General features: G+C 62.9%; 19 protein-coding genes. 14 read left to right on the forward strand and 5 right to left on the reverse strand.

Annotation, left to right across the window (positions count from 1 at the left end):
* Positions 1-17: 17 nt before the first annotated feature.
* Positions 18-1,349 carry a type VI secretion system baseplate subunit TssK gene (gene tssK / locus J3P91_RS16530; RefSeq protein ID WP_434601124.1) on the reverse strand — a complete coding sequence of 444 codons (1,332 nt, stop codon included), beginning with the start codon at positions 1,347-1,349 and terminating at the stop codon, positions 18-20.
* 49 nt (positions 1,350-1,398) lie between these two features.
* Positions 1,399-1,857 (reverse strand): type VI secretion protein, encoded by a 459-nt coding sequence (locus J3P91_RS16535; protein ID WP_434573556.1) that lies wholly within the window; start codon positions 1,855-1,857, stop codon positions 1,399-1,401.
* 224 nt (positions 1,858-2,081) lie between these two features.
* Here J3P91_RS16535 and tssB point away from each other — a divergent pair, with 224 nt between their 5' ends.
* The 10 genes from tssB to J3P91_RS16585 all read left to right on the forward strand — a co-directional run bounded on the left by tssB (position 2,082) and on the right by J3P91_RS16585 (position 13,752).
* Positions 2,082-2,642, forward strand: coding sequence for a type VI secretion system contractile sheath small subunit (gene tssB, locus J3P91_RS16540; protein WP_030142659.1), 561 nt, complete (start codon positions 2,082-2,084; stop codon positions 2,640-2,642).
* A gap of 30 nt (positions 2,643-2,672) precedes the next feature.
* Positions 2,673-4,154 (forward strand): type VI secretion system contractile sheath large subunit, encoded by a 1,482-nt coding sequence (gene tssC, locus J3P91_RS16545; RefSeq protein ID WP_434573555.1) that lies wholly within the window; start codon positions 2,673-2,675, stop codon positions 4,152-4,154.
* A 284-nt stretch (positions 4,155-4,438) separates the two neighbouring features.
* A complete protein-coding gene (locus tag J3P91_RS16550) occupies positions 4,439-4,936 on the forward strand; it encodes an Hcp family type VI secretion system effector (protein ID WP_186704839.1) in 498 nt (165 codons plus the stop codon).
* A 12-nt stretch (positions 4,937-4,948) separates the two neighbouring features.
* Positions 4,949-5,392, forward strand: coding sequence for a type VI secretion system baseplate subunit TssE (tssE, locus tag J3P91_RS16555; RefSeq protein WP_434601125.1), 444 nt, complete (start codon positions 4,949-4,951; stop codon positions 5,390-5,392).
* Positions 5,376-7,166, forward strand: coding sequence for a type VI secretion system baseplate subunit TssF (gene tssF / locus J3P91_RS16560; protein ID WP_434601126.1), 1,791 nt, complete (start codon positions 5,376-5,378; stop codon positions 7,164-7,166). Before tssE ends, tssF begins: the two co-directional genes overlap by 17 nt.
* Positions 7,130-8,155: a type VI secretion system baseplate subunit TssG gene (gene tssG, locus J3P91_RS16565; RefSeq protein WP_434601127.1), complete on the forward strand. Its 1,026-nt coding sequence runs from the start codon at positions 7,130-7,132 to the stop codon at positions 8,153-8,155. Before tssF ends, tssG begins: the two co-directional genes overlap by 37 nt.
* Position 8,156: 1 nt before the next feature.
* Positions 8,157-10,700, forward strand: coding sequence for a type VI secretion system ATPase TssH (tssH, locus tag J3P91_RS16570; protein WP_434601128.1), 2,544 nt, complete (start codon positions 8,157-8,159; stop codon positions 10,698-10,700).
* A gap of 33 nt (positions 10,701-10,733) precedes the next feature.
* On the forward strand, positions 10,734-11,147 hold the full coding sequence (locus J3P91_RS16575) for a hypothetical protein (protein WP_434573545.1): 414 nt from the start codon (positions 10,734-10,736) through the stop codon (positions 11,145-11,147).
* 42 nt (positions 11,148-11,189) lie between these two features.
* Positions 11,190-13,199, forward strand: a complete 2,010-nt coding sequence (gene tssI, locus J3P91_RS16580) for a type VI secretion system tip protein TssI/VgrG (protein WP_434601129.1) — start codon at positions 11,190-11,192, stop codon at positions 13,197-13,199.
* A gap of 10 nt (positions 13,200-13,209) precedes the next feature.
* Positions 13,210-13,752 (forward strand): toxin-antitoxin system YwqK family antitoxin, encoded by a 543-nt coding sequence (locus J3P91_RS16585; RefSeq protein ID WP_434601130.1) that lies wholly within the window; start codon positions 13,210-13,212, stop codon positions 13,750-13,752.
* Positions 13,753-13,887: 135 nt separating this feature from the next.
* On the opposite strand, the gene J3P91_RS16590 is transcribed toward J3P91_RS16585, so the two are convergent.
* The gene (locus tag J3P91_RS16590) at positions 13,888-14,283 is read right to left on the reverse strand and encodes a DUF4280 domain-containing protein (RefSeq protein WP_109755997.1); all 396 of its coding nucleotides are present in this window, start codon (positions 14,281-14,283) and stop codon (positions 13,888-13,890) included.
* A gap of 197 nt (positions 14,284-14,480) precedes the next feature.
* On the opposite strand from J3P91_RS16590, the gene J3P91_RS16595 reads away from it, so the two are divergent.
* From J3P91_RS16595 to J3P91_RS16605, 3 genes are all read left to right on the forward strand, one after another.
* Positions 14,481-15,548, forward strand: a complete 1,068-nt coding sequence (locus J3P91_RS16595) for a phosphotransferase family protein (RefSeq protein ID WP_434573537.1) — start codon at positions 14,481-14,483, stop codon at positions 15,546-15,548.
* Positions 15,549-15,572: 24 nt separating this feature from the next.
* Positions 15,573-16,340 carry an SDR family oxidoreductase gene (locus tag J3P91_RS16600; RefSeq protein WP_003180553.1) on the forward strand — a complete coding sequence of 256 codons (768 nt, stop codon included), beginning with the start codon at positions 15,573-15,575 and terminating at the stop codon, positions 16,338-16,340.
* Between the two features lie 209 nt (positions 16,341-16,549).
* A complete protein-coding gene (locus tag J3P91_RS16605) occupies positions 16,550-17,665 on the forward strand; it encodes a Gfo/Idh/MocA family protein (RefSeq protein WP_434601131.1) in 1,116 nt (371 codons plus the stop codon).
* 147 nt (positions 17,666-17,812) lie between these two features.
* Here J3P91_RS16605 and J3P91_RS16610 read toward each other — a convergent pair whose 3' ends face one another.
* Positions 17,813-19,243, reverse strand: a complete 1,431-nt coding sequence (locus tag J3P91_RS16610; RefSeq protein WP_434601132.1) for an FAD/NAD(P)-binding protein — start codon at positions 19,241-19,243, stop codon at positions 17,813-17,815.
* Between the two features lie 151 nt (positions 19,244-19,394).
* Positions 19,395-19,958, reverse strand: coding sequence for a helix-turn-helix domain-containing protein (locus tag J3P91_RS16615; RefSeq protein ID WP_434601133.1), 564 nt, complete (start codon positions 19,956-19,958; stop codon positions 19,395-19,397).
* A gap of 91 nt (positions 19,959-20,049) precedes the next feature.
* Here J3P91_RS16615 and J3P91_RS16620 point away from each other — a divergent pair, with 91 nt between their 5' ends.
* Positions 20,050-20,982, forward strand: coding sequence for a DMT family transporter (locus J3P91_RS16620; RefSeq protein ID WP_434601134.1), 933 nt, complete (start codon positions 20,050-20,052; stop codon positions 20,980-20,982).
* The last annotated feature ends 103 nt before the right edge of the window (positions 20,983-21,085 follow it).

Raw genomic sequence — 21,085 nt, forward strand, 5'->3', positions numbered from 1 at the left:
CGACTCCCCTTTTGCGATCAGGCATTTTCACTGGCTTGCGCCACGAACAACACCACTTGCCACGGGCTGCTGGCCTGGGCTGAGGCCGGCGCCACGATGTGCAGCGGCAATTGCCCGTCGAACCATTGCCCGCTCGCGGCCACCACAAACAAACGGGTGTCGTCACCGACGCTGTAGGCCACCTGCTCGTTGCGGCTCATGGCCTGGTGCGGCAAACCACTCATGCGCTGGCGGCTCAGCAGCGCAATGTGGGGCGCCGACGCGATGATCGCGCCGCGCAACCATTCCGCCGCCGCTTGTTCGCCGGCGCCGTTGGGCATGCGCAAACCGATCACCAGGCGTTGATTGGGCTGGTCATCAGGCAACTGGATCGAGAAGACCTGCTCGTTGCGCTCGAATGCCAGGCTGCGGTAGCCGGCGCGGACCAATTCCAGGGTGGTTTCCAGCCAGTCGAGCAGCGGCTCGTAGCCGCGCTGCAAATCGAGAAAATCCAACGGCGCGAAAGCCGGGACGCCCGCCAACGGGTCCAGCGCCGACCAACTCCCGGCCAGCCCCAGCAGCAAACCGTAGAGCGCCTGGGGCGTCGCCACCCGGGTATTCAGCATCCCTTCGAGCTCCGGCAAGCGCGCCCACAGGGCCGTCAATTGCCGACGGATCTCCATGGCATCGTCCTGGTTGCCAGCCGCCTGGGCCTGACGCAAGCGACCGGCGAGAAACATGCACTTTTCCCTGGCCCTCGCGCACACCCCGGCCACCCGCCGACCAAGGGCCGACTCCGGCAGCAGGATCGGCGTTGGCGGCGTATACGGCACGCGCCAGAAACCGCCGCCTTCCTTGCGGATGCGCAGCAATGGCAAGCAGATCGAATCAGCCTTGCTCAATTGCGTGCACAACCTCGGGTTGGGCCGCCAGACGGTGATCGACTCGGGAAATTCGCCGCTGGTGAGGTCTGGCAAAGCCTCGCCGACCACCGATTGCAAACGTCCCTTGAGCGGCAGCAACTGCCCGGCACGCCACAGCGGGCTGACCGCCAGGTACACGGTCACGGTGGCGTCGTCGGTCTTGTCGATCGCCTCGCTGACGTCCAGTTCCAGGGTTGGCCCGACACCGGCCAGCAAATTGACCGGCAAGCCGTCCGGCAAGGTGCCTTGCAATTGCAGCAGGCGTACCTGGCCGGCACTCAGGGCCGAAGGATCGACTTCCAACTGGCTGACGCCCCAGAACCAAGGGTTGCAAGCCCCGGCAAAATGCGCGGCGAGGGCCTCGGCGCGCAGTCCTTGCAACTGAAAATGCTGGGGCAACAGTTGCATGCCCTCGTGCCAGCACACCGCGTCAGGTAACAGGCTCATACGACTCCCTTCGACATCCCAAATTGCCGCGCGAGGCGGCCGCGGTCACTCAAGGCTGCTTGTGCCGATCATCATTCACGAGGGTCATCTCGCGACTGTCGAACTTCAGCCAGGCCTCGTGCTGATCGTCCAGCCGAAGCCGGTGGGCTCCCGGAGTGTTATAGCTGGCGAAGACCAAAAGTCCAGCGGCGCGCCGGCCCTCCAGCGGGAAGGGTTGGCGGTCGATGAATTGCCCCGGGACCAGCTCCAGCCCCCACACCGACATGAGCTGACGATAGTCACGCTGGAACTGTTCGCGCTCGGCAAACCACTGGCTAGCGGTGATGCCCGAGAGTTGCTTGAGCAGGTCCGGGTCGTTTACCGCAATGAAATCCACGGCGATCGGCGTGTCGTCGTTGGCCCGAGGCGCGACGTCCAGGGTCAGGCTGTCGAGGTCGACGCTGGGGGCAAAGAGCGAGCAACCGGTGAGTGCCAGGCTCAAAAAAAATCCATGAAAAAACCCACGCAAAATGAATCTTCCTTTTCTCAGCGGTCAAAAATTGTTTTTGCTTGCATTTTTATAGACCTGTTCTAGCGTCTTGGATAGTTCGACCCACACAGTCGAATGGACCAGGTTCGTCAAGGGAATGACAGGTTTTCTGCCGTCCATTTGCAACCTGCGGATCAGCAAGGGAATGCGATGAGCGGGACTCCCGATGCATTGCTTCCACACCTGCATCGGAGTCGGCCACCATGGCAGAAAGTACCCAGCACAAGCTCGACAGAGTCCGTCCTCCCCGCGTCCAGATCACCTACGACGTGGAAATCGGCAACGCCATCGAGAAAAAAGAACTGCCACTGGTCGTCGGCATTCTGGCCGACCTCTCGGGCAAGCCACTGGAGCCGCTGCCCAAGCTCAACGAGCGGCGCTTCACCGAGATCGATCGGGATAATTTCAACGAGGTGCTCGCCTCCATCTCCCCCCGCGCCACGCTGCAGGTGAACAACACCCTCAGCGGCGACGACAGCAAGCTCAATATCGAACTCAACTTCCGGCACATCGACGATTTCGACCCGGTAAAGGTCGTCGAGCAGGTCACGCCGCTGCGCCGCTTGTTCGAAGCCCGGCAGCGCCTGCGGGACCTGTTGACCAAGCTCGACGGCAACGATGACCTGGACAAGCTGCTGCGTGACGTGATCGCCAACACCGAAGGCCTGCAGGAGATCAAGTCGGCCCGGCCCCAGGACGCGACGCAAGAACTGCCCACCGTAGCCGCCAACGATGACCCTGCCCCGGCCGAACCACAGGCCTGATCGCGCGCCTCATTCAAGGGAGATAAAGCCATGCCTGCTTCATCCAGCGCTCAAACCAGCGAGAGCACGACCCAGACCCTGTCCTTGCTGGACAAGATCATCGCCGAAGGCCGCATGGCCCACGACGACAGCCAGCAAGACTACGCCCGCGACATGCTGGCGGAGTTCGCCACCCAGGTCCTCGACGAAGGCATGGCCATCGACAAGGACACCGTGGCCATGATCAACGACCGCATCAGCCAGATCGACGAGCTGATCAGCGCCCAGCTCAACGAAGTCCTGCACCATCCCGACCTGCAAAAACTCGAGGCCTCCTGGCGCGGCCTGCACCTGCTGGTGCAGAACACCGAAACCAGTACCCGGCTCAAGTTGCGCCTGCTCAACGTCACACAGAAAGAACTGCAGAACGACCTGGAGAAAGCCGTCGAATTCGACCAGAGCGCGTTGTTCAAGAAGATCTACGAGGAAGAGTACGGCACCTTCGGCGGGCACCCGTTCAGCCTTCTGGTGGGCGACTACACCTTTGGCCGGCATCCGCAGGACATCGGCCTGCTGGAAAAACTCTCGAACGTCGCCGCCGCCGCGCACGCGCCGTTCATTGCCGCCGCCAGCCCGCGGCTGTTCGACATGACCAGCTTCACCGAACTGGCGATCCCCCGGGACCTGTCGAAAATTTTCGAAAGCCAGGAGCTGATCAAGTGGCGCGCCTTCCGCGAAAGCGAAGACTCGCGTTATGTGTCCCTGGTGTTGCCGCAGTTCCTGCTGCGCCTGCCGTACGGCCCGGACACGCTGCCGGTGGAAGGCATCAATTACGTCGAGGACGTCAACGGCACCGACCACAGCAAATACCTGTGGGGTAACGCCGCCTGGGCACTGTCGCAACGCATCACCGAGGCCTTTGCCAAATACGGTTGGTGCGCGGCGATTCGCGGGGCCGAGGGCGGTGGTGCGGTCGAAGGCCTGCCGGCCCATACCTTCCGCACCAGCTCCGGGGACCTGTCGCTCAAATGCCCGACCGAGGTGGCGATCACCGACCGTCGCGAGAAAGAACTCAATGACCTCGGCTTCATCGCCCTGTGCCACAAGAAAAACAGTGACGTGGCGGTGTTCTTCGGTGGCCAGAGCACCAACAAGGCCAAGGTCTACAACACCAACGAGGCCAACGCCAACGCACGGATCTCGGCGATGTTGCCGTATGTGCTGGCGGCCTCGCGTTTCGCCCATTACCTGAAGGTGATCATGCGCGACAAGGTCGGCAGCTTCATGACCCGCGACAACGTGCAGACCTACCTCAACAACTGGATCGCCGACTACGTGCTGATCAACGACAACGCGCCGCAGGAGATCAAGGCGCAGTACCCGTTGCGCGAGGCCCGGGTGGACGTGACCGAGGTGGCTGGCAAGCCCGGGGCCTATAAAGCGACGGTGTTCCTGCGGCCGCACTTCCAACTGGAGGAACTGACCGCCTCGATCCGCCTGGTGGCGACGCTGCCGCCGCCGGTAGCTGCCTGACCACGGCGTGGCTGTGTGACTGTGTGGCTGTGTGGCTGGAGAGCTTTTGTGGCGAGGGAGCTTGCTCCCGCTGGGGCGCGAAGCGGCCCTGTTTTTTGGGACTGCTGCGCAGTCCAGCGGGAGCAAGCTCCCTCGCCACAAAAAGCTCCATTGCCACAAAAGCGCTCCAGCCACAAAAAGCGCTCCAGCTACAAAAGCTATCTAGCCACAGCAAGCACCTTGGCCACGGTTAATTCATCGGTATCGGGCACTACCTCATTCGTCTTCTTCAGGAGTTCCAAACAATGGACGCAATCATTCTCGACCTCGGCGGCGACATCAAGGGCGACAGCCTGCTGGAGGGTTTCACGGACAAGATCGAGGTCATGTCCTACAGCCACAACGTGGCGATGCAGGTCACCAACGACGTCAGCAACTCGGAGCGCACCTCCGGCCGCCCGCACATCGGCGAGTTCACCCTGACCAAATTCATCGACAGCTCAACTCCGTCGCTCAACGAATATTGCTGCGCCGGTAAGCCGATCCCGCAAGCCGTCGTCACCATCGGCCGCAACGCCGCCGAAGGCAGCGGCCAGATCATGCCGTTCATCGTCTACACCCTGACCAACGTCGTGCTGTCCAACGTCAGTGTCAGCGGTGGTACCGGTGGCAAACCGGTGGAAACCCTGTCGCTGAACTTCACCAAGATCAAATGGGAGCTCACCGCCCAGAAAGATGACGGCACCAAGGAAGGCACGGCCGGCACGACCTGGGATTTGGCCGCCAACAAAATGACCAAGTAGGGACGCCGCGCCATGGCTGGCTTCGGGCTGCGCCCGCCCCTGTTCGAACGTTTGGCAAGCCCGGCAGACGATGCCGGGCGGGTGTTCGATCGACAGGCATTGCAGGACTCGGTGCATGCCGAACTGTCACGCCTGTTCAATACCCGGCGCGGCCTACGGGCGCTGACCGAACCACCGAGCATCCTGGACTACGGCATCGCCGACTGGACCGCGCTGCAACAGCAGCGCAGCGATGACCGTCGTCAACTGACCCGGGAAATTCGCCAGGCCATCACCCACTTCGAACCGCGCCTGCGCCTGGGCGAGGTAGAAGTCTGCCCGGTGCCGGGCCATCCGCAGCAACTGTGCATACGGCTGTCGGGCGAACTGCGTGGGGACCCGCACCCGTGGCCCGTGGCGTTTGTAATCGAGCACGCCGGCGACGGCCTTGAGGTGCGCCATGAGCGACTCGATTGACCCGCAACTGTTGGATTACTACCAACGCGAATTGACTTGGCTGCGCCATGCCGGAAGCCTTTTCGCCGAGCGTTACCCCAAGGTTGCCCGGCGCCTGGAATTGTCCCCCGGTGAATGTCCCGATCCCCACGTCGAACGACTATTGGAAGGCTTCGCGCTGCTGGCCGCGCGCTTGCAACGCCGGCTGGATGACGACTACGCCGAATTCAGTGATGCCCTGCTCGAACAACTTTACCCGTTGGCCATGCGACCCTTGCCATCGTGCGCCATCGTGCAGTTCGAGCCCGACCCGAGCAAAGGCAACTTGAACGAGGGCTATCCCCTGCCCCGCGACACGCCATTGTTCGTCACCACGGACAAAGGCCAGAGCATTCATTTCCGCACCACTGCTGCAGTGCATCTATGGCCACTGCAAGTGAGCGAAGCGTTGCTGCTGGGCAGTGACGAGGCCCAGGCGTTGACCGGAGTAGTCCAGGCACGCTCGGCCTTGCGCCTGGAGTTGCGTTGCCTGGGAAAAAGCCAATGGTCGACGCTGGGCATCGATTCGCTGCGGGTGCACCTGGCGGCGTCACCGATGATCAACGCCGGGCTGTACGATCTGCTGGGCGCTCACGCCATCAAGGTCTTGGCCGGCGCGCCGGGAAGCGTGCCGGAACCGTTGGCGGGTTTGCCACGCATCGTCGGTTTCGCCAGCGACCAAGCCTTGCTGCCGGACGAGGACGGCGTGCACCCAGGCATGCGCCTGTTGGCGGAGTATTTCGCCTTTGCGGACAAATTCGGCTTTTTCGACCTGCCGCTGGCCGGCGCCCACAGCGACAACGCTTCTTTATACCTGTACATCGCGTTCGACCGGGCACCAACCAGCCGCTTGCCGCTCCAGGCCAGCGACATCGCCCTGGGCTGCGCTCCGGTGATCAATCTGTTTCCCCGGACCTCCGAGCCGCTGCGCCCGGACGGCACTCGCAGCGAGTATCGGCTGGTGGCCGACAGTCATCGGGAAAACAGCGTCGAGATCCACAGCATCCGGGGCATGCGCGCCATCTCCAGCCAGGGCGTGCGCAAAGTGCCGGCCTATTACGGCAGCCAGCATGGCAACGAGCAAACTTGCTACTGGCATGCGCGCCGGGTCAGCGGCATGAGCCCGAACCGACTGGGCACTGACGTGATGGTCAGCCTGGTGGACACCCGCTTCGACCCACTGGCCGAATCCCGGGATTACAGCCTCACCGCCGAGCTGCTGTGCACCAACCGCCACCTGGCCCAGAGCCTGCCGGCCGGCACGCCATTGGGTTTCGAGCGCCCCGGACCGGTGGCCTGGGCGCGCCTGCGCAATCCTCCCAGCCCGCAGAGCCTGCCGCGCCTGGACGGTGAGTCGCGCTGGCGACTGGTGTCGCAACTGACCCTCAATCATCTTTCACTGGTGGAAGGTCACCAGGCGCTGGACGCATTGCGCGAGATTCTCGAATTGCACAACCTGCGGGACGAGGCCAGCGCGCGCCGCCAGATCGAAGGCGTATCCGGACTGACCTGTGAGCGGGTCATCGCCCATGTTGGCGAGGATGCCTGGCGCGGGTGGCGCAACGGCTTGGAGGTGCGCCTGCAACTGGATCCGCATCACTTCGTCGGCAGCAGCGCCGTGCTGTTCTCCGGCGTGCTGGCGCAATTCTTTTCTTTGTATGCCACCGCCAATCGATTTGTGCGCACCGTGCTGGTCCAGTCCGACAAGGAGGTGAAGACATGGCAACCCCAAGCCGGCAAACCCCTCGCGCTCTGAACCTGGGCGAACGACTGCGGCGCGACCCACAACGCTTCGAATGGCTCCAGGCCCTGTTGCTGCTCGAACGCGAACATCCCCAGGCCGAGCCCCTGGGCAGCGGCACCGCGCCACAGGCCGAGGCCGTGCGTCTGCGTGGACCGCTGACGCCACTGTTCGCCGCCAGTGAGGTCGAAAGCCTGGGCCAGGAACCCGGCCTGCCGCCCACGTTGACCACGCCGATCTTTGGCCTCGGCGGCCCGGACGGCCCGCTGCCCTACGCCTACCAGGAATGGCTGCAACAACGGGCGCGGGCGAAGGACCATGCCCCGGCGGAATTCCTCGACCTGTTCCAGCACCGCCTGCTCAGCCTGCTGTACAAGGTGATGCGCAAACATCGCATCGCCCTCGGTTTCACGGCGCCAGGCGCGTCCGCCGTACACGCGCAACTGCGCGCGTTGACCGGCCTGCTGCCCAAGGCCTTGCAGGAACGCCAGGCCGCACCCGACTCGGCGGTCCTTGCCTGCACCGCGCTGTATGCCGATGGCCGGCGCTCCCTGGAGGGGTTCGCGGCGATTGTCCGTGAACAGTTCGGCTTGCCTGTGGAGCTGAGCGGTTATGAAGGTGGCTGGCGTGAAATCCCGCCGGCCAGCCGCAGTTGCTTGCAGCCGGACGGACGCAACCTGCGCCTGGGCCGCAACGCAGTCGCCGGCACTCGGGTCTGGGACGAACATGCCGGCGTGCGCCTGACGCTGGGACCGCTGAGCGCGCCCCAAGCCAGCGACTTGCTGCCCACTGGCGAAATCCATCCGCTGCTCGCCAGCCTTTATGCGCTGTATTTCGGCCCGGACCTGGATTGCACATTGGTCCTGCTGGTTCGTGGTGCCGGCCCGTTGCAGTTGAGTCGCCAGACTGCGCCACGGCTGAATTGGAACGGTGGCCTGCAACGCCAGCCGAGCCTGGCCGTGCAACGCATCGAAACCCGCCTTCGCCAGCCGGAGATCGCCTGAAATGGAACTGGCCAGCCTGATCGGACGCCTCAATCCGGACAATCGCCGAGCCCTGGAACGGGCCGCGCAACGCTGCCTGCAACGCAGCCACCACTACGTCGAAATTGAACACCTGCTGTTGGAACTGCTCGACATCGAAGGCGGTGACTTCGCCTGCCTGCTGCCGCGTTTCGGCCTGGAGCGTGACGCGGTGGCCGCCGAAACCAATAAGGCCCTGGACCTGTTCAAATCCGGCAGCACCCGCACGCCCGCCCTGTCGGCACAAACCATCGGCCTGCTGGAGGACGCCGTGGTCCAGGCCAGCGTGTTGGGCCTGGACAGCATTCGCTCCGGGCTATTGTTGCTGGCGTTGTTGGACCGTGACGAACGTCGCAGCCTGCTGCTCAACAGCGCCTCGTCCCTGCTGCGCATTCCCCGCGATGCCCTGCGCGCCCATCTGTTGGAATGGACCGAAAGCTCCCGCGAGCATGTCGGCGGCGTGCGCCCGGCCAAACCCGGCGAAGCACCACCGAAACAGGACCCGGTGCTGGACCAGTACACCCAGGACCTGACCGCCGATGCCCGGGACGGCCGCATCGACCCTATCGTCGGCCGTGACGGCGAGATCCGCCAGTGCATCGATATCCTGCTCCGACGCCGGCAGAACAACCCGATCCTGGTGGGCGCACCGGGCGTCGGCAAGACTGCTGTAGTGGAAGGCCTCGCCCTGCGCATCGCCGCCGGGGATGTGCCGCCGTCCTTGCAGGAAGTCACCCTGCGCGTGCTTGACCTGGGCCTGTTGCAGGCCGGCGCGGGCGTCAAGGGCGAGTTCGAACAGCGCCTCAAGGGCGTCATCGACGCGGTACGCAGCGCGGAAAAACCGATCATCCTGTTCATCGACGAAGCCCATACGTTGATCGGCGCCGGTGGTGCGGAAGGCGGCAGCGACGCGGCCAATCTGCTCAAGCCAGCCCTGGCCCGGGGCGAACTGCGCACCCTGGCCGCCACCACCTGGCTGGAATACAAGAAATACTTCGAGAAAGACCCGGCCCTGGCTCGGCGGTTCCAGTTGGTGCAGGTCGAGGAGCCGGACGAGCTCACCGCCGTGGAAATGCTCCGGGGCGTGGCGAGCAAACTGGAGCAGCACCACGGCGTGCAGGTGTTGGATGCTGCCATCCACGAGGCGGTGAAGCTGTCCCACCGCTACATCTCCGGACGACAGTTGCCGGACAAAGCCATCAGCGTGCTCGACACCGCCTGCGCCCGGGTCGCCCTCGGCCAGCACGACGTACCACCGCCGCTGGAAAGCCTGCGCCACCGGCAGAACAGCCTCAAGGATGAAGTCGAACGGCTACGCCGGGAACAGGCCACCGGGCTGGATCATCGCGAGCGCATCACCTTGCTGGAAAGCGAATCGACCAGCAACGTGCAGGCCATCCGCGAGCTGGAAACCCGCTGGGGCGAAGAGCGCGAAGCCGTGCGCGAACTGCTCGACACCCGGCGCGAACTGCTCGCCTTGAGCGAACGTGCCGACAGCGAAAAAGCCGACACCGAGATCGATAATCGCATCGACCACCTGGCCGCCGAACTGCTGCGCCTGGAGGCGGGCCTGGATGCCATTCGCCAGGACGATCCGCTGGTGCCCGAACAGGTCGACAGCAAGACCGTCGCCGCCGTGATCGCCGGCTGGACCGGCATCCCGGTGGGCAAGATGCTCGCCGATGAAGCCCATGCCGTGCGCACCCTCGGCCAACGCATGGGGCAGCGGGTCATGGGCCAGGGCACCGCGCTGAACACCATCGCCCAACGCCTGCAAGCCTACCGCGCCGGCCTTACCGACCCGCAGAAACCGGTCGGCGTGTTCCTGCTGGTGGGCCCAACTGGCGTGGGCAAGACCGAAACCGCCTACGCCCTGGCCGATGCCTTGTATGGCGGTGAGCGCAACCTGATCAGCATCAACCTCTCGGAGTACCAGGAAGCCCACACCGTCAGCCAACTCAAGGGCGCCCCGCCCGGCTACGTCGGCTACGGCAGCGGCGGCGTGCTCACCGAAGCGGTGCGCCGCAAGCCCTATTCCGTGGTGTTGCTGGATGAAATTGAAAAAGCCCACCCGGACGTGCTCGAGGCCTTCTACAACGTCTTCGACAAAGGCCTGATGGAAGACGGTACCGGCCTGGTGGTGGACTTCAAGAACACCGTGATGCTCGCCACCAGCAACGTCGGCGCCGAACTGCTTTTGGACACGCCAGTGGCGCAACTGGGCAGCGACGCCTTCAACGACGCCTTGCACAAGGTCCTGCTGCAAGCGTTCCGCCCGGCGTTTTTGGCGCGCATGACGGTGGTGGCGTACCGGCCGCTGGATGAAGCGACGCTGGAAGGGATTGTGTTGGCGAAGTTGGAGAAATTGCGCGGGCGCTATAAGGCCGCGACTGGAAAGCAATTCGAATTCGATGCAGGGATCGTCAAGGCTGTGTTGGCCAAGTGCAGCGCGGCGGGGGCACGGGATGTCGAGAATGTGTTGATGACGCAGGTGACGGGGAAATTGGCGGAGTGGGTGTTGGAATGAACATACCTGAGCGGCAGCAACCGGAGAATTAAAATGATATCGGATGAAGTAAAACAAAAAGTGCGAGTCGAATTACTTAGAAGGGAAAGGGCTTACCAGCATACCGCTGCCGCGGGCATTGTATTGTATGACGACGATAACTATGGCGAGATTCATTTTGGTCACAGTGGCTACATCCCCCCCGGCAAACACAACTTTACGGTTTACGACCATCGGTACCTTGCTGGAAAAAGCAAAAATGACGCCGAGGTGACTGTATTCAATGAAGCCGGCTGGGAAATCATCTACTGGAAGCAACGGAAGATCAAACCGAGTGAGATGTATATCTACATCGTGGGCCCTCATGACATGTGCAAACAATGCAAAGCACTCAAGTCCAAATTCGCCATGTCATTCGGAATAAAGTTTGGATCTATAAAAAAAGAGTACGCACAAAAAACAAACTGACCGCATCAACCCGATATCCCGCGATTTATATCCAGGTATTTTATGCCCCGCTCCACTGACAGCAACACCACCCTCTCCCTCACCGCCACCTCGCTGTCGGCGCTGTATCCCGATTCGCTGTCCGGCGAAGAACGCCTCAATGCCTTGGGCTCGCACATCCTCAACGGCATCAACGACGGCGCCTCGCTGGACCTCACCACAGCCGTCGCCAGCCACGTGACCACCACGCTGCACAAGGACGCCTTGCTGCGCCCGCTGGATTGGCTGGTGGCCGAGATCCGCCAACTGCCGGCCGACGCCACCGCCGAGCGCTATCAACTTTTACTGCGGCCGTGGCTTTGGTGGTTGAGCCTTGCCAGCAACAACCGGGTGTTCCAGAACCTCGCCACCTCGGACATCGTCACCACGATTTTCAAGGCCCACGGTTTCACCGATTTCCAGCTCAAGCTCAGCGGCAGCTACACGCCGCGCGAGTACTGTGTGCAATACGGCGAAACCGACTTGGCATTCATTTCCCGTCTGTTGGAAGAAGACGGGATCTTCTGGTTCTTCAGCCACGAACAAGGCAAGCACACGCTGGTACTGGCTGACAGCAACGACGCCTTCGCGCCCATCCCCAATGGGCCGACGGTGAATTATCTTGGGCAGAAACTGGGCGAGCGCGAACTGCACGGCATCCGCTCAGGGCAGGTATGCCTGCAAGCGGTGGCCGGGGTGTACCAGGCCACCGATTATGAGTTCACCACACCGACCACCTCGCTCTTCAGCCAGGCCGAAGCCGTGGCCGGGCCGAGTTCGATGTATGAGCACCCGGGCGGCTACACCGCCAAGGCCCAGGGCGACGCGCTGACCAAACAGCGGGTGGACGGGCTGCGCAGCCAGGAGAAACGTTTCGTTGGCGAAAGCGATTGCCGCTGGCTGGTCCCGGGGTATTGGTTCACCCTCGCCGGCCATGAAGACACGACGTTGAATATCGATTGGGTGGTGACGTCGGTCAGCCATGAAGCTAGCCACGACAGCTATCGCAACCGCTTCGAAGCGATCCCCAAGGCCACCGCCTACCGACCGGCTCGCATTACGCCCAAACCACGCATGCATACCCAGACGGCACTGGTGGTGGGCAAGGCCGGCGAAGAAATCTGGACCGATGAGTACGGCCGGATCAAGTTGCAGTTCCCCTGGGACCGCACCGGCAAGAACGACGAGACCTCCTCCTGCTGGGTGCGTGTGGTCTTGCCCTGGAGCGGCAAGGGCTTCGGCATGCAGTTCGTGCCGCGCATCGGCCAGGAAGTCATCGTGACCTTCATCGACGGCGACCCGGATCGGCCCCTGGTCACCGGTTGCGTCTACAACGGCGACAATGCCCTGCCCTATGCGCTACCGGCGAACCAGACCCAATCCGGGATCAAGACCAACTCGTCCAAGGGCGGCGGCGGTTTCAACGAGTTGCGCTTCGAAGACAAGAAAGACGCCGAGGAGGTGTTTCTCCAAGCGCAAAAGGACTTCAACATCAACGTGCTCAACGACACCACCGCCACCGTCGGCCACGATGAAACCCTCACGGTGCAGAACGCCCGCACGCGCACGGTGAAGGACGGCGACGAAACCGTTACCCTTGAGAAAGGGAAGCGCAGCGTGACCATCCAGACCGGCAGCGACAGTCTCGACGTGAAGGACGCACGCACCGTCACCGTGGGCTCGGACCAGACCCACAGTACCGGCGGCAATTACGATCACAAGGTCACCGGCAATTACAGCCTGACGGTGGACGGCAACCTGACCATCAAGGTCAGCGGCACCCTGACCCTGCAAAGCGGCGGCAGCTTCGCCATCAAGAGCGGCGCGGACCTGGCCGCCCAGGCCAGCACGTCCATCAGCCAGAAGGCCGGCACCGCCTTGAGCAATCAGGCGGGTACTTCGCTGGAAAACAAGGCCGGCACCACCCTGACCAACGATGCTGGCATCAGCCTGGTGAACAAGGCGGCCGCCGAACAGACCGTGGACGGCGGCGGCATGCTGACCATCAAGGGCGGCCTGGTGAAGGTCAACTGAGGAAGCGGCCATGGCCTCGAAAAAACTGGACGTCGAGCGTGGTGACAGTCAACTGAATGGGCAACTGATCGATGGCAAGCTCGACGGCCCCTTGCAGATTGAAGAAGCGCAGCGCCCACAAGCGAAACTCAACTACAGCCAGGGTGAACTGGAAGGCACCAGCACGTTGTATCACCCCAATGGCAAGGTCTCGGCCGTGTTGCCGTTCGTCAAAGGCAAACTCCAGGGAATGGCAAGCTTCTACGCGGCCGAAGGCGGCTTGCAACGCCAGGCCAGTTACTGCCGCGGGTTGCTGCACGGTGAGGCGAACAATTATTTTCCCGACGGGAAACTGGCCGAAGCCGAGTTCTATCGCGACGGCGTGCGTGACGGCCATTATCGGCGCCTGCACCCCAACGGCAGCCCGGCAGTCGAGGCCCGCTACCTCAACGGCCAACTGCTGGAACCGGCCCAGGCCTACGCCGAAGACGGCCGGCCACTGGACGCCGAGGGCAAGCCGATCTCCCGGGTGCGCTGGTGGTTCAGGCGCTGGAATGACCCGGCGCAGGCCTGAGTTTTCTGCCTTACCCCTTTCCCTTGTGGGAGCGAGCCTGCTCGCGAAGACAACAGTTCAGTCAACATCGAGCCCAACCGAGTTGGCACTTTCGCGAGCAGGCTCGCTCCCACAAGAGTCATCTTTTTAGCGCTATCAAGGAATCAACATCTGCACCTGCCCCGGCACGACGATCTTGATCACCCCGGCCCAGGTACACATCAACGTGCTGTTGGCGTCGATAGCCGGCATGTTGCCGAGCAACAGGGTCGGTGCGCCGCCGGGGATCCACGGGGTCGCGGTGGCCGGAATGCATGGCATGGGCGTCAGCACGCCCAACGCCGCCGCAGTGGCCGCGGCCACCGTCGGATTCGCCAGGCTCTGGCACATGCCGAACGTGGTGATGTTCACCAAGGGAATATGATCCATGATATTGGCCGCCGGCATCCCGCCGGTCAGCAGACGATTGACCGGCAGCACATTGAGCACCGCCGGCGCCACGCCGAAGCTGCATTGCAGGGTCGCGGTACCACAGACTTGCGGACATCCCATCGCGGTTGCTCCTTGGAGGCGACAGTCTCCAAACCTTAGCTCGCAAGCGCCCGCTGCGCACGGACGCCATGCATCAAGGCCGCTGATTATCCAGCAACACGCTAACCTATAAGACCCCGGCGTGCTTGTGACGCCTCCCACGCGCCATTAGATTAGCCAATGATCGATGGCCTCCAAAATAAGCAGAAGGGATAAGCATGGCAGTGACTGATCAGTCCACCCGCGTGCGCGACGGTGAAGAACTCGATGCCAACCTGATCGACCCGTACCTCAAGGCCCACATTCCTGGCTTGACCGGCACGCCGGTGATCAGCCAGTTTCCCGGTGGCGCGTCGAACCTGACGTACCTGCTGGAATATCCCGAGCAGGAGTTCGTCCTGCGGCGTCCGCCGTTCGGCCACAAGGCCAAGTCGGCCCACGACATGGGCCGTGAGTTCCGCATCCTCAATCAGTTGCGCGAAGGTTTCCCGTACTGCCCGAAAGCCTACGTGCATTGCACCGACGAGGCGGTGATGGGTGCCGAGTTCTACGTGATGGAACGGGTCAAGGGCATTATCCTGCGCGCCGAGCTGCCACCGGAACTGGGCTTCGACGCCGCCCGCACCGAAGCACTGTGCAAGAGCTTCATCGACCGGCTCGTCGAGCTGCACCGCGTCGATTACAACGCTTGCGGCCTGGCCGACCTGGGCAAACCCGAAGGCTACGTGGCGCGGCAGATCCGTGGCTGGAGCGAGCGCTACGAAAAAGCCCTGACCCCGGATGCGCCCAAGTGGGAGACGGTCAAGGCATGGCTCAACGACAAGATGCCTGCCGACCATCCAACGTCGAGCATCGTCCACAACGACTACCGCTTCGACAACGTGATCCTCGACCCGGACAACCCGATGCAGATCATCGGGGTGCTGGACTGGGAGCTGACCACCCTTGGCGACCCGTTGATGGATTTGGGCAACAGCCTCGCCTACTGGATCGAGGCCGGCGATCCAGCACCGGTGCAATTGATGCGCCGTCAGCCAAGCCACGCGCCGGGCATGCTGACTCGCCGCGAATTCGTCGATTACTACGCCGAGCGCGCCGGGATCCGCATCGACAACTTCGACTTCTACTACACCTACGGGCTGTTCCGCCTGGCCGGCATTGTCCAGCAGATCTACTACCGCTTCTTCCATGGCCAGACCCAGGACAAACGCTTCGCGCAGTTCGTTCAGATGAACAAACTGCTGGAGCAGATGAGCCTGCAGGTCATCAGCAAATCCACGCTCTGAGCGCACCTATAACAAGGAAACAGCATGTCCAAGACCCAGTTGTTCGACCTCGACGGTAAGATCGCTTTCGTTTCCGGCGCCAGCCGCGGCATCGGCGAAGCTATCGCTAAACTGCTGGCCCAGCAAGGCGCCCACGTGATCGTTTCGAGCCGCAAGCTCGACGGCTGCCAGCACGTCGCCGATGCGATCATCGCCGCTGGCGGCAAGGCCACCGCGATCGCTTGCCACATCGGCGAAATGGAGCAGATCAGCCAGGTGTTCGCCGGGATTCGCGAGCAATTCGGGCGCCTGGACATCCTGGTGAACAACGCCGCCACCAACCCGCAGTTCTGCAATGTGCTGGATACTGACCTGGGCGCGTTCCAGAAAACCGTCGATGTGAACATCCGCGGCTATTTCTTCATGTCGGTGGAAGCCGGCAAGCTGATGCGCGAGAACGGCGGCGGCAGCATCATCAATGTCGCGTCGATCAATGGCATCTCGCCGGGGATCTTCCAGGGCATCTATTCGGTAACCAAGGCCGCGGTGATCAACATGACCAAGGTCTTCGCCAAGGAGTGCGCGCAGTTCGGCATTCGTTGCAATGCCCTGTTGCCGGGCCTGACCGACACCAAGTTCGCCTCGGCACTGGTCAAGAACGACGCCATCCTGAAGACCGCCCTGGCGCAGATCCCCCTCAAGCGCGTGGCCGACCCGAGCGAAATGGCCGGCGCGGTGTTGTACCTGGCCAGCGATGCGTCGAGCTACACCACGGGTGTGGCGTTGAATGTGGATGGTGGGTTCTTGTCCTGAGGATATTTCCCTTGTGGGAGCGAGCCTGCTCGCGAAGGCGTCAGGTCAGTCGACCTCAATGTTGACTGAACTATTGTCTTCGCGAGCAGGCTCGCTCCCACAGGAATCAGTACCGAGAACAAAATGAATATTTATTCCATGATTTGCAATTAGCGAATATTTATTCCATAAAGAGCCTTCTGAAAATAACAATTCAAAGGGCTCTTCTCATGCGCGAACTCGGCATCGGTCTGATTGGCACCGGCTTCATGGGCCGTGCCCATGCCTTGGCATTCCACAATGCCAAGGCAGTGTTCGACCTCCCCCTGAACCTGACACTGGCCGCCCTGGCCGACGCCGATCCGCAACGTGCGCGCCAATGCGCTCGGAGCTGGGGATTCGAAACGGCCCACAGCGACTGGCAACGGTTGATCGACGACCCGAAGGTTCATCTGGTCGCCATCACCACCCCCAACCATCTGCACTTCCCGATGGCCATGGCCGCGCTGGCTGCGGGCAAACCGGTGTATTGCGAAAAGCCCCTTGCGGTGTCCCTGGAACAGGCCGAGCAGATGCACCAGGCGGCCAAGGCTGCTGGCGTGGTGACACGCGTCGGCTACAACTATCAGCACAACCCGATCATCCGGTTGGCGCGGGAAATGATCCAGCGCGGCGAGCTGGGGCAGATCGTCAGCTTCCAGGGGGAATTCAGCGAGGACTTCATGGCCGACCCGACCTCGCCATGGTCCTGGCGCTGCGAAGCCGAGCATGCCGGCGGCGCCCTGGCTGACCTGGGCAGCCATTTGCTGGCCATGGCTCGTTACCTGCTGGGCGCTGTCGATTCGGTGTGTGCCGACAGCCAGACCGTCCACAACCGGCGTCCGGCCAGCGCCGGCGCGATCGAACAACGGGTCATTGCGGTTGACGATCAGGTCCAGGCGCTGCTGCGCTTCACCAGCGGCGCCCGGGGCACGGTGAGCAGCAGTTGGCTCAAGCACGGCTACAAGAACCACTTGAGCTTCGAGATCAGCGGCACCCTCGGGACGCTGGCCTTCGATCAGGAACGACTGAATGAATTGCGCCTGTGCCGCGCCGGCCAGGCAGGTTTCCAGCGACTATTGGCCGGCCCCGACCTGCCGGGCTACGCCGCCTTCAGCCCGGCGGCCGGGCACCAACTGGGGTACAACGAATTGAAGACATTGGAAGTCCAGGAGCTGGTCATGGCCCTCGCGGGCGATGGCGGCAACGGGACGGATTTCGAAGAAGCCTGGGAAGTGGAACGACTGGCGGCGGCAATACGCGTGGCGGCGCGGGAGGAGCGTTGGGTACAAATGCAGTCGCAATGAAACTCGCTTCTGTGGCAAGGGAGCTTGCTCCCGCTGGGTTGCGCAGCAACCCCAGAGAATTGGGAGGTAGTTGACCTGACACACCGAGGTGAATGGTTTTAGCGCTACTTCGTAGCCCAGCGGGAGCAAGCTCCCTCGCCACGGTGCTCAGTTTTGAGCTTTTAGTTCAACCAACCGCGCGGCCAGCGTCTTGGCCTGGCTCGCGACATCCGTCACGGCGGTGCTTTCCCACCACATGCCGCGCAATGGCGGGCCCATGGCGAACAGGCGCTCGGCGGGGTTGCCTTGAGCGTCCAACACCGCGCCGTCTGCACGCGCGGCGATGCCCAGTGCCAAGGGACCGGGCTGGACCAAACCTCGTGCCAATAACTGCTGCGGCAACGGTCGCGCAACCCGGCGCCAGTCGTATTCGATACCACTGGAGTTGATCAACGCGGCGCCCTGCACCACTTCCAGTCCAGCCTCGCCCCGTCGGCGAATGTTGATTGCCACTGATCCTTCGCCAGCCGATACCAGCCCCTTGTACGACGCCGCCTGAATCCGCAACCGCCCTTCCCCATGCAGACGCGCCACCAGTTCCGCGCTCAACGGTGGCGAACGATGGTGGTGGCTTTCCCACCACGGCCGCACATGCCGGACGAACTGTCGACGTTGCACGTCGCTGGCCTGGTTCCACAAACGCCCGATGTGCGCGCGCACGGTATCCAGCGGCGCCTGCCAATCGATCCCCTCGGCCTCGGCTTTACGGCACTGCTCGCGCAGCGCACGCATCAACTGCAATGGCGAACGCAAGCTGTGATCTTCGGCGAGGAAATCCACCCAGGCCGGTGGCTGGCGACGCACGTGAGGCAACAGGCCATGGCGGGAAAACACTTCGATCGGCCCACGGTGCCCGGCCTGCTCCAAAGACACCACGGCATCGACCATGGTCAGGCCCGAGCCGATGACCAGCACTGTGGACTGCGGATCGAGCTGGCGCATCGCGGCCACGTCCCAAGGATCCAGCGCCGCGGCATTCAAGCCGCTCGATTCAGTCTGCGGGGTGCGCGCCGCCGGGAACATGCCGGTGGCCAGCACCGCAAAACGGCCATGCAAGACCTGGCCGTCGCCCAGCGCCACCATCACGCCACCGTCGGCAAGCCGCAGGTCCACGGCTTCCCCGCGCACATGCTCGGCGGTCGAACCGTGTTGTGCGCCCGACTCGCGCGCTTCGGCAAGGCGTTGCTGCGCGTAAAGGCCGAATATGCCGCGAGGCGGGAACAACTCACTAATGGGCACGTGTTGCTGATCCGACTCGGGCCAGCCGCCGGCTTCGATGAACGTGGTGAGCCATTGGGTCAAATCGTCGGCGTTGTCCGGGTCGACACTCATGCGCGCCGCGTTACCGTTCAAGGTGTGGCCCAGCTCCACCGCGCTGTAGGCCTCGCCCCGGCCCAACTCGCTGCGCGGCTCGACAATCAACACCTCGCGCCGGCCCGGCAGCCGCAGCAGCTGCGCCGCGAGCATGGCACCGCTCAGGCCACCGCCGATGATCAGCACATCGGCGGAACGGGAAATCGAGGTTGGCACGTCAGTCATCGAACGCTTCCGTCATGAAAACAGCGGTTATCGTTCGCGGCTCAAGGCCCTGACGGGGCGCCGAAGCAACGGAACGACGAGATGCTACCTTACTGCCATCGCCTGATGCTCCGGAAGCGTTCTTTGGTAGCACTCGCGATGCAACGGAAGTTCAGATCACCACATTGCGCACAAACCGCGCCGCCACCAAATCGTTGTTGCGATAGGCATGGGGCTGGTTGCTGGCAAACATGAAAAATTCACCGGCCTCGATTCGACGCTCCTCGCTGCCCAGCAGTAGCGTCAGACACCCTTCGAATACATAAAGCTGCTCGCTCCAGCCGTCCGCGTCGGGCTCCGAGACATAATGCTCGCCGGGCTCCAGGCGCCATTCCCAAAGTTCCACTTCGCGATTGGCGGTGGCCTTGGCCAACAGTACAGCTTTGCTGCCTGGAATCACGCCGGCCCAGGCCAGCTCATTGATACGGCTCGGGTCGCGGGCATCGGGAGCCTGGATCAAATCGCTGAAAGCCACTTCCAGCGCTTCGGCGACGCGGTCCAGGGTGGTCAGGCTGACATTTTTTTCGCCAGCTTCGATGGCGACCAGCATCCGTCGACTGACCCCGGAACGTTCTGCGAGCGCGGTCTGGCTGAGCTGCGCGGCGTGCCTCAGGCGTCGGACGTTCTGGCTGACGTGTTGCAGGACCGATGCCCGCTGGCTGTTTTCTTTGTGCACTATATTGCTCATCTGCCGGGGTTGCGCATTATACTGCCCAACATATTCGTTCGGGCGCATTGTGCGTCCACCTCAAGTGGCGCGCAAGATCATGGCATTGGTGAACTCCCCGCAAGCTTCCTCCCGTTTCTCACGGTTCAGCAAGGCCGAATGCGTGCTGGTGCTGATCACCATGATCTGGGGCGGAACGTTCCTTTTGGTGCAGCACGCCATGACCGTCAGCGGACCGATGTTTTTCGTCGGCCTGCGCTTTGCCGCTGCGGCGGCATTCGTTGCGCTGTTCTCCTGGCGGCACCTGCGCGACCTGACCTGGTTCGAACTCAAGGCCGGAGCCTTCATCGGTGTGGCGATCATGCTCGGCTATGGCCTGCAGACGGTCGGCCTGCAAACCATCCCCAGCAGCCAATCGGCCTTCATCACCGCCCTCTACGTACCCTTCGTGCCGTTGTTGCAATGGCTGGTGCTGGGCCGCCGGCCAGGGTTGATGCCGAGCATCGGGATCATGCTCGCGTTCACCGGGCTGATGCTGGTGTCCGGCCCGGCCGGCGCGTCACTGAATTTCAGTCCGGGGGAAATCGCCACCCTGATCAGCGCCATCGCGATCGCCGCCGAGATCATCCTGATCAGCGCCTATGCCGGCCAGGTCGATGTGCGCCGGGTGACCGTGGTGCAACTGGCAAGCACGGCGGTGCTGGCGTTCCTGATGGTGGTGCCGACCCAGGAAGCGATCCCGGATTTTTCCATGTTGCTGCTGGCCAGCGCCGTGGGCCTGGGCGCCGCCAGCGCGGCGATCCAGGTGGCAATGAACTGGGCACAGAAAAGCGTCTCGCCGACCCGCGCCACACTGATCTATGCCGGCGAGCCGGTGTGGGCCGGTATTGCCGGGCGCCTGGCCGGCGAGCGGTTGCCGGCGATTGCCCTGGTGGGCGCCGGGTTGATTGTGGCGGCGGTGATCGTCAGTGAGCTGAAGACTCGAAGCAAAGCCGTTGTCGAAGTGGGCAAGGTGCTTGAGCGCGAGCAATAGGTATTCCTCACAACCGACTGATGCAGATCGAGCAAAATCCCGTGGCGAGGGAGCTTGCTCCCGCTGGGCTGCGCAGCAGCCCCAAAAGCCCCACCTGAAACAA

The sequence above is a fragment of the Pseudomonas sp. Z4-7 genome (assembly GCF_051131965.1).
Taxonomy (GTDB): domain Bacteria; phylum Pseudomonadota; class Gammaproteobacteria; order Pseudomonadales; family Pseudomonadaceae; genus Aquipseudomonas.

Bases quoted from the DNA above. Each gene is read 5' to 3' on its own strand.
- tssK (WP_434601124.1), bottom strand. From the start codon at position 1,349: ATGAGCCTGTTACCTGACGCGGTGTGCTGGCACGAGGGCATGCAACTG.
- tssB (WP_030142659.1), top strand. From the start codon at position 2,082: ATGGCAGAAAGTACCCAGCACAAGCTCGACAGAGTCCGTCCTCCCCGC.
- tssC (WP_434573555.1), top strand. From the start codon at position 2,673: ATGCCTGCTTCATCCAGCGCTCAAACCAGCGAGAGCACGACCCAGACC.
- J3P91_RS16550 (WP_186704839.1), top strand. From the start codon at position 4,439: ATGGACGCAATCATTCTCGACCTCGGCGGCGACATCAAGGGCGACAGC.
- tssE (WP_434601125.1), top strand. From the start codon at position 4,949: ATGGCTGGCTTCGGGCTGCGCCCGCCCCTGTTCGAACGTTTGGCAAGC.
- tssF (WP_434601126.1), top strand. From the start codon at position 5,376: ATGAGCGACTCGATTGACCCGCAACTGTTGGATTACTACCAACGCGAA.
- tssG (WP_434601127.1), top strand. From the start codon at position 7,130: ATGGCAACCCCAAGCCGGCAAACCCCTCGCGCTCTGAACCTGGGCGAA.
- tssH (WP_434601128.1), top strand. From the start codon at position 8,157: ATGGAACTGGCCAGCCTGATCGGACGCCTCAATCCGGACAATCGCCGA.
- J3P91_RS16575 (WP_434573545.1), top strand. From the start codon at position 10,734: ATGATATCGGATGAAGTAAAACAAAAAGTGCGAGTCGAATTACTTAGA.
- tssI (WP_434601129.1), top strand. From the start codon at position 11,190: ATGCCCCGCTCCACTGACAGCAACACCACCCTCTCCCTCACCGCCACC.
- J3P91_RS16585 (WP_434601130.1), top strand. From the start codon at position 13,210: ATGGCCTCGAAAAAACTGGACGTCGAGCGTGGTGACAGTCAACTGAAT.
- J3P91_RS16590 (WP_109755997.1), bottom strand. From the start codon at position 14,283: ATGGGATGTCCGCAAGTCTGTGGTACCGCGACCCTGCAATGCAGCTTC.
- J3P91_RS16595 (WP_434573537.1), top strand. From the start codon at position 14,481: ATGGCAGTGACTGATCAGTCCACCCGCGTGCGCGACGGTGAAGAACTC.
- J3P91_RS16600 (WP_003180553.1), top strand. From the start codon at position 15,573: ATGTCCAAGACCCAGTTGTTCGACCTCGACGGTAAGATCGCTTTCGTT.
- J3P91_RS16605 (WP_434601131.1), top strand. From the start codon at position 16,550: ATGCGCGAACTCGGCATCGGTCTGATTGGCACCGGCTTCATGGGCCGT.
- J3P91_RS16610 (WP_434601132.1), bottom strand. From the start codon at position 19,243: ATGACTGACGTGCCAACCTCGATTTCCCGTTCCGCCGATGTGCTGATC.
- J3P91_RS16620 (WP_434601134.1), top strand. From the start codon at position 20,050: ATGGCATTGGTGAACTCCCCGCAAGCTTCCTCCCGTTTCTCACGGTTC.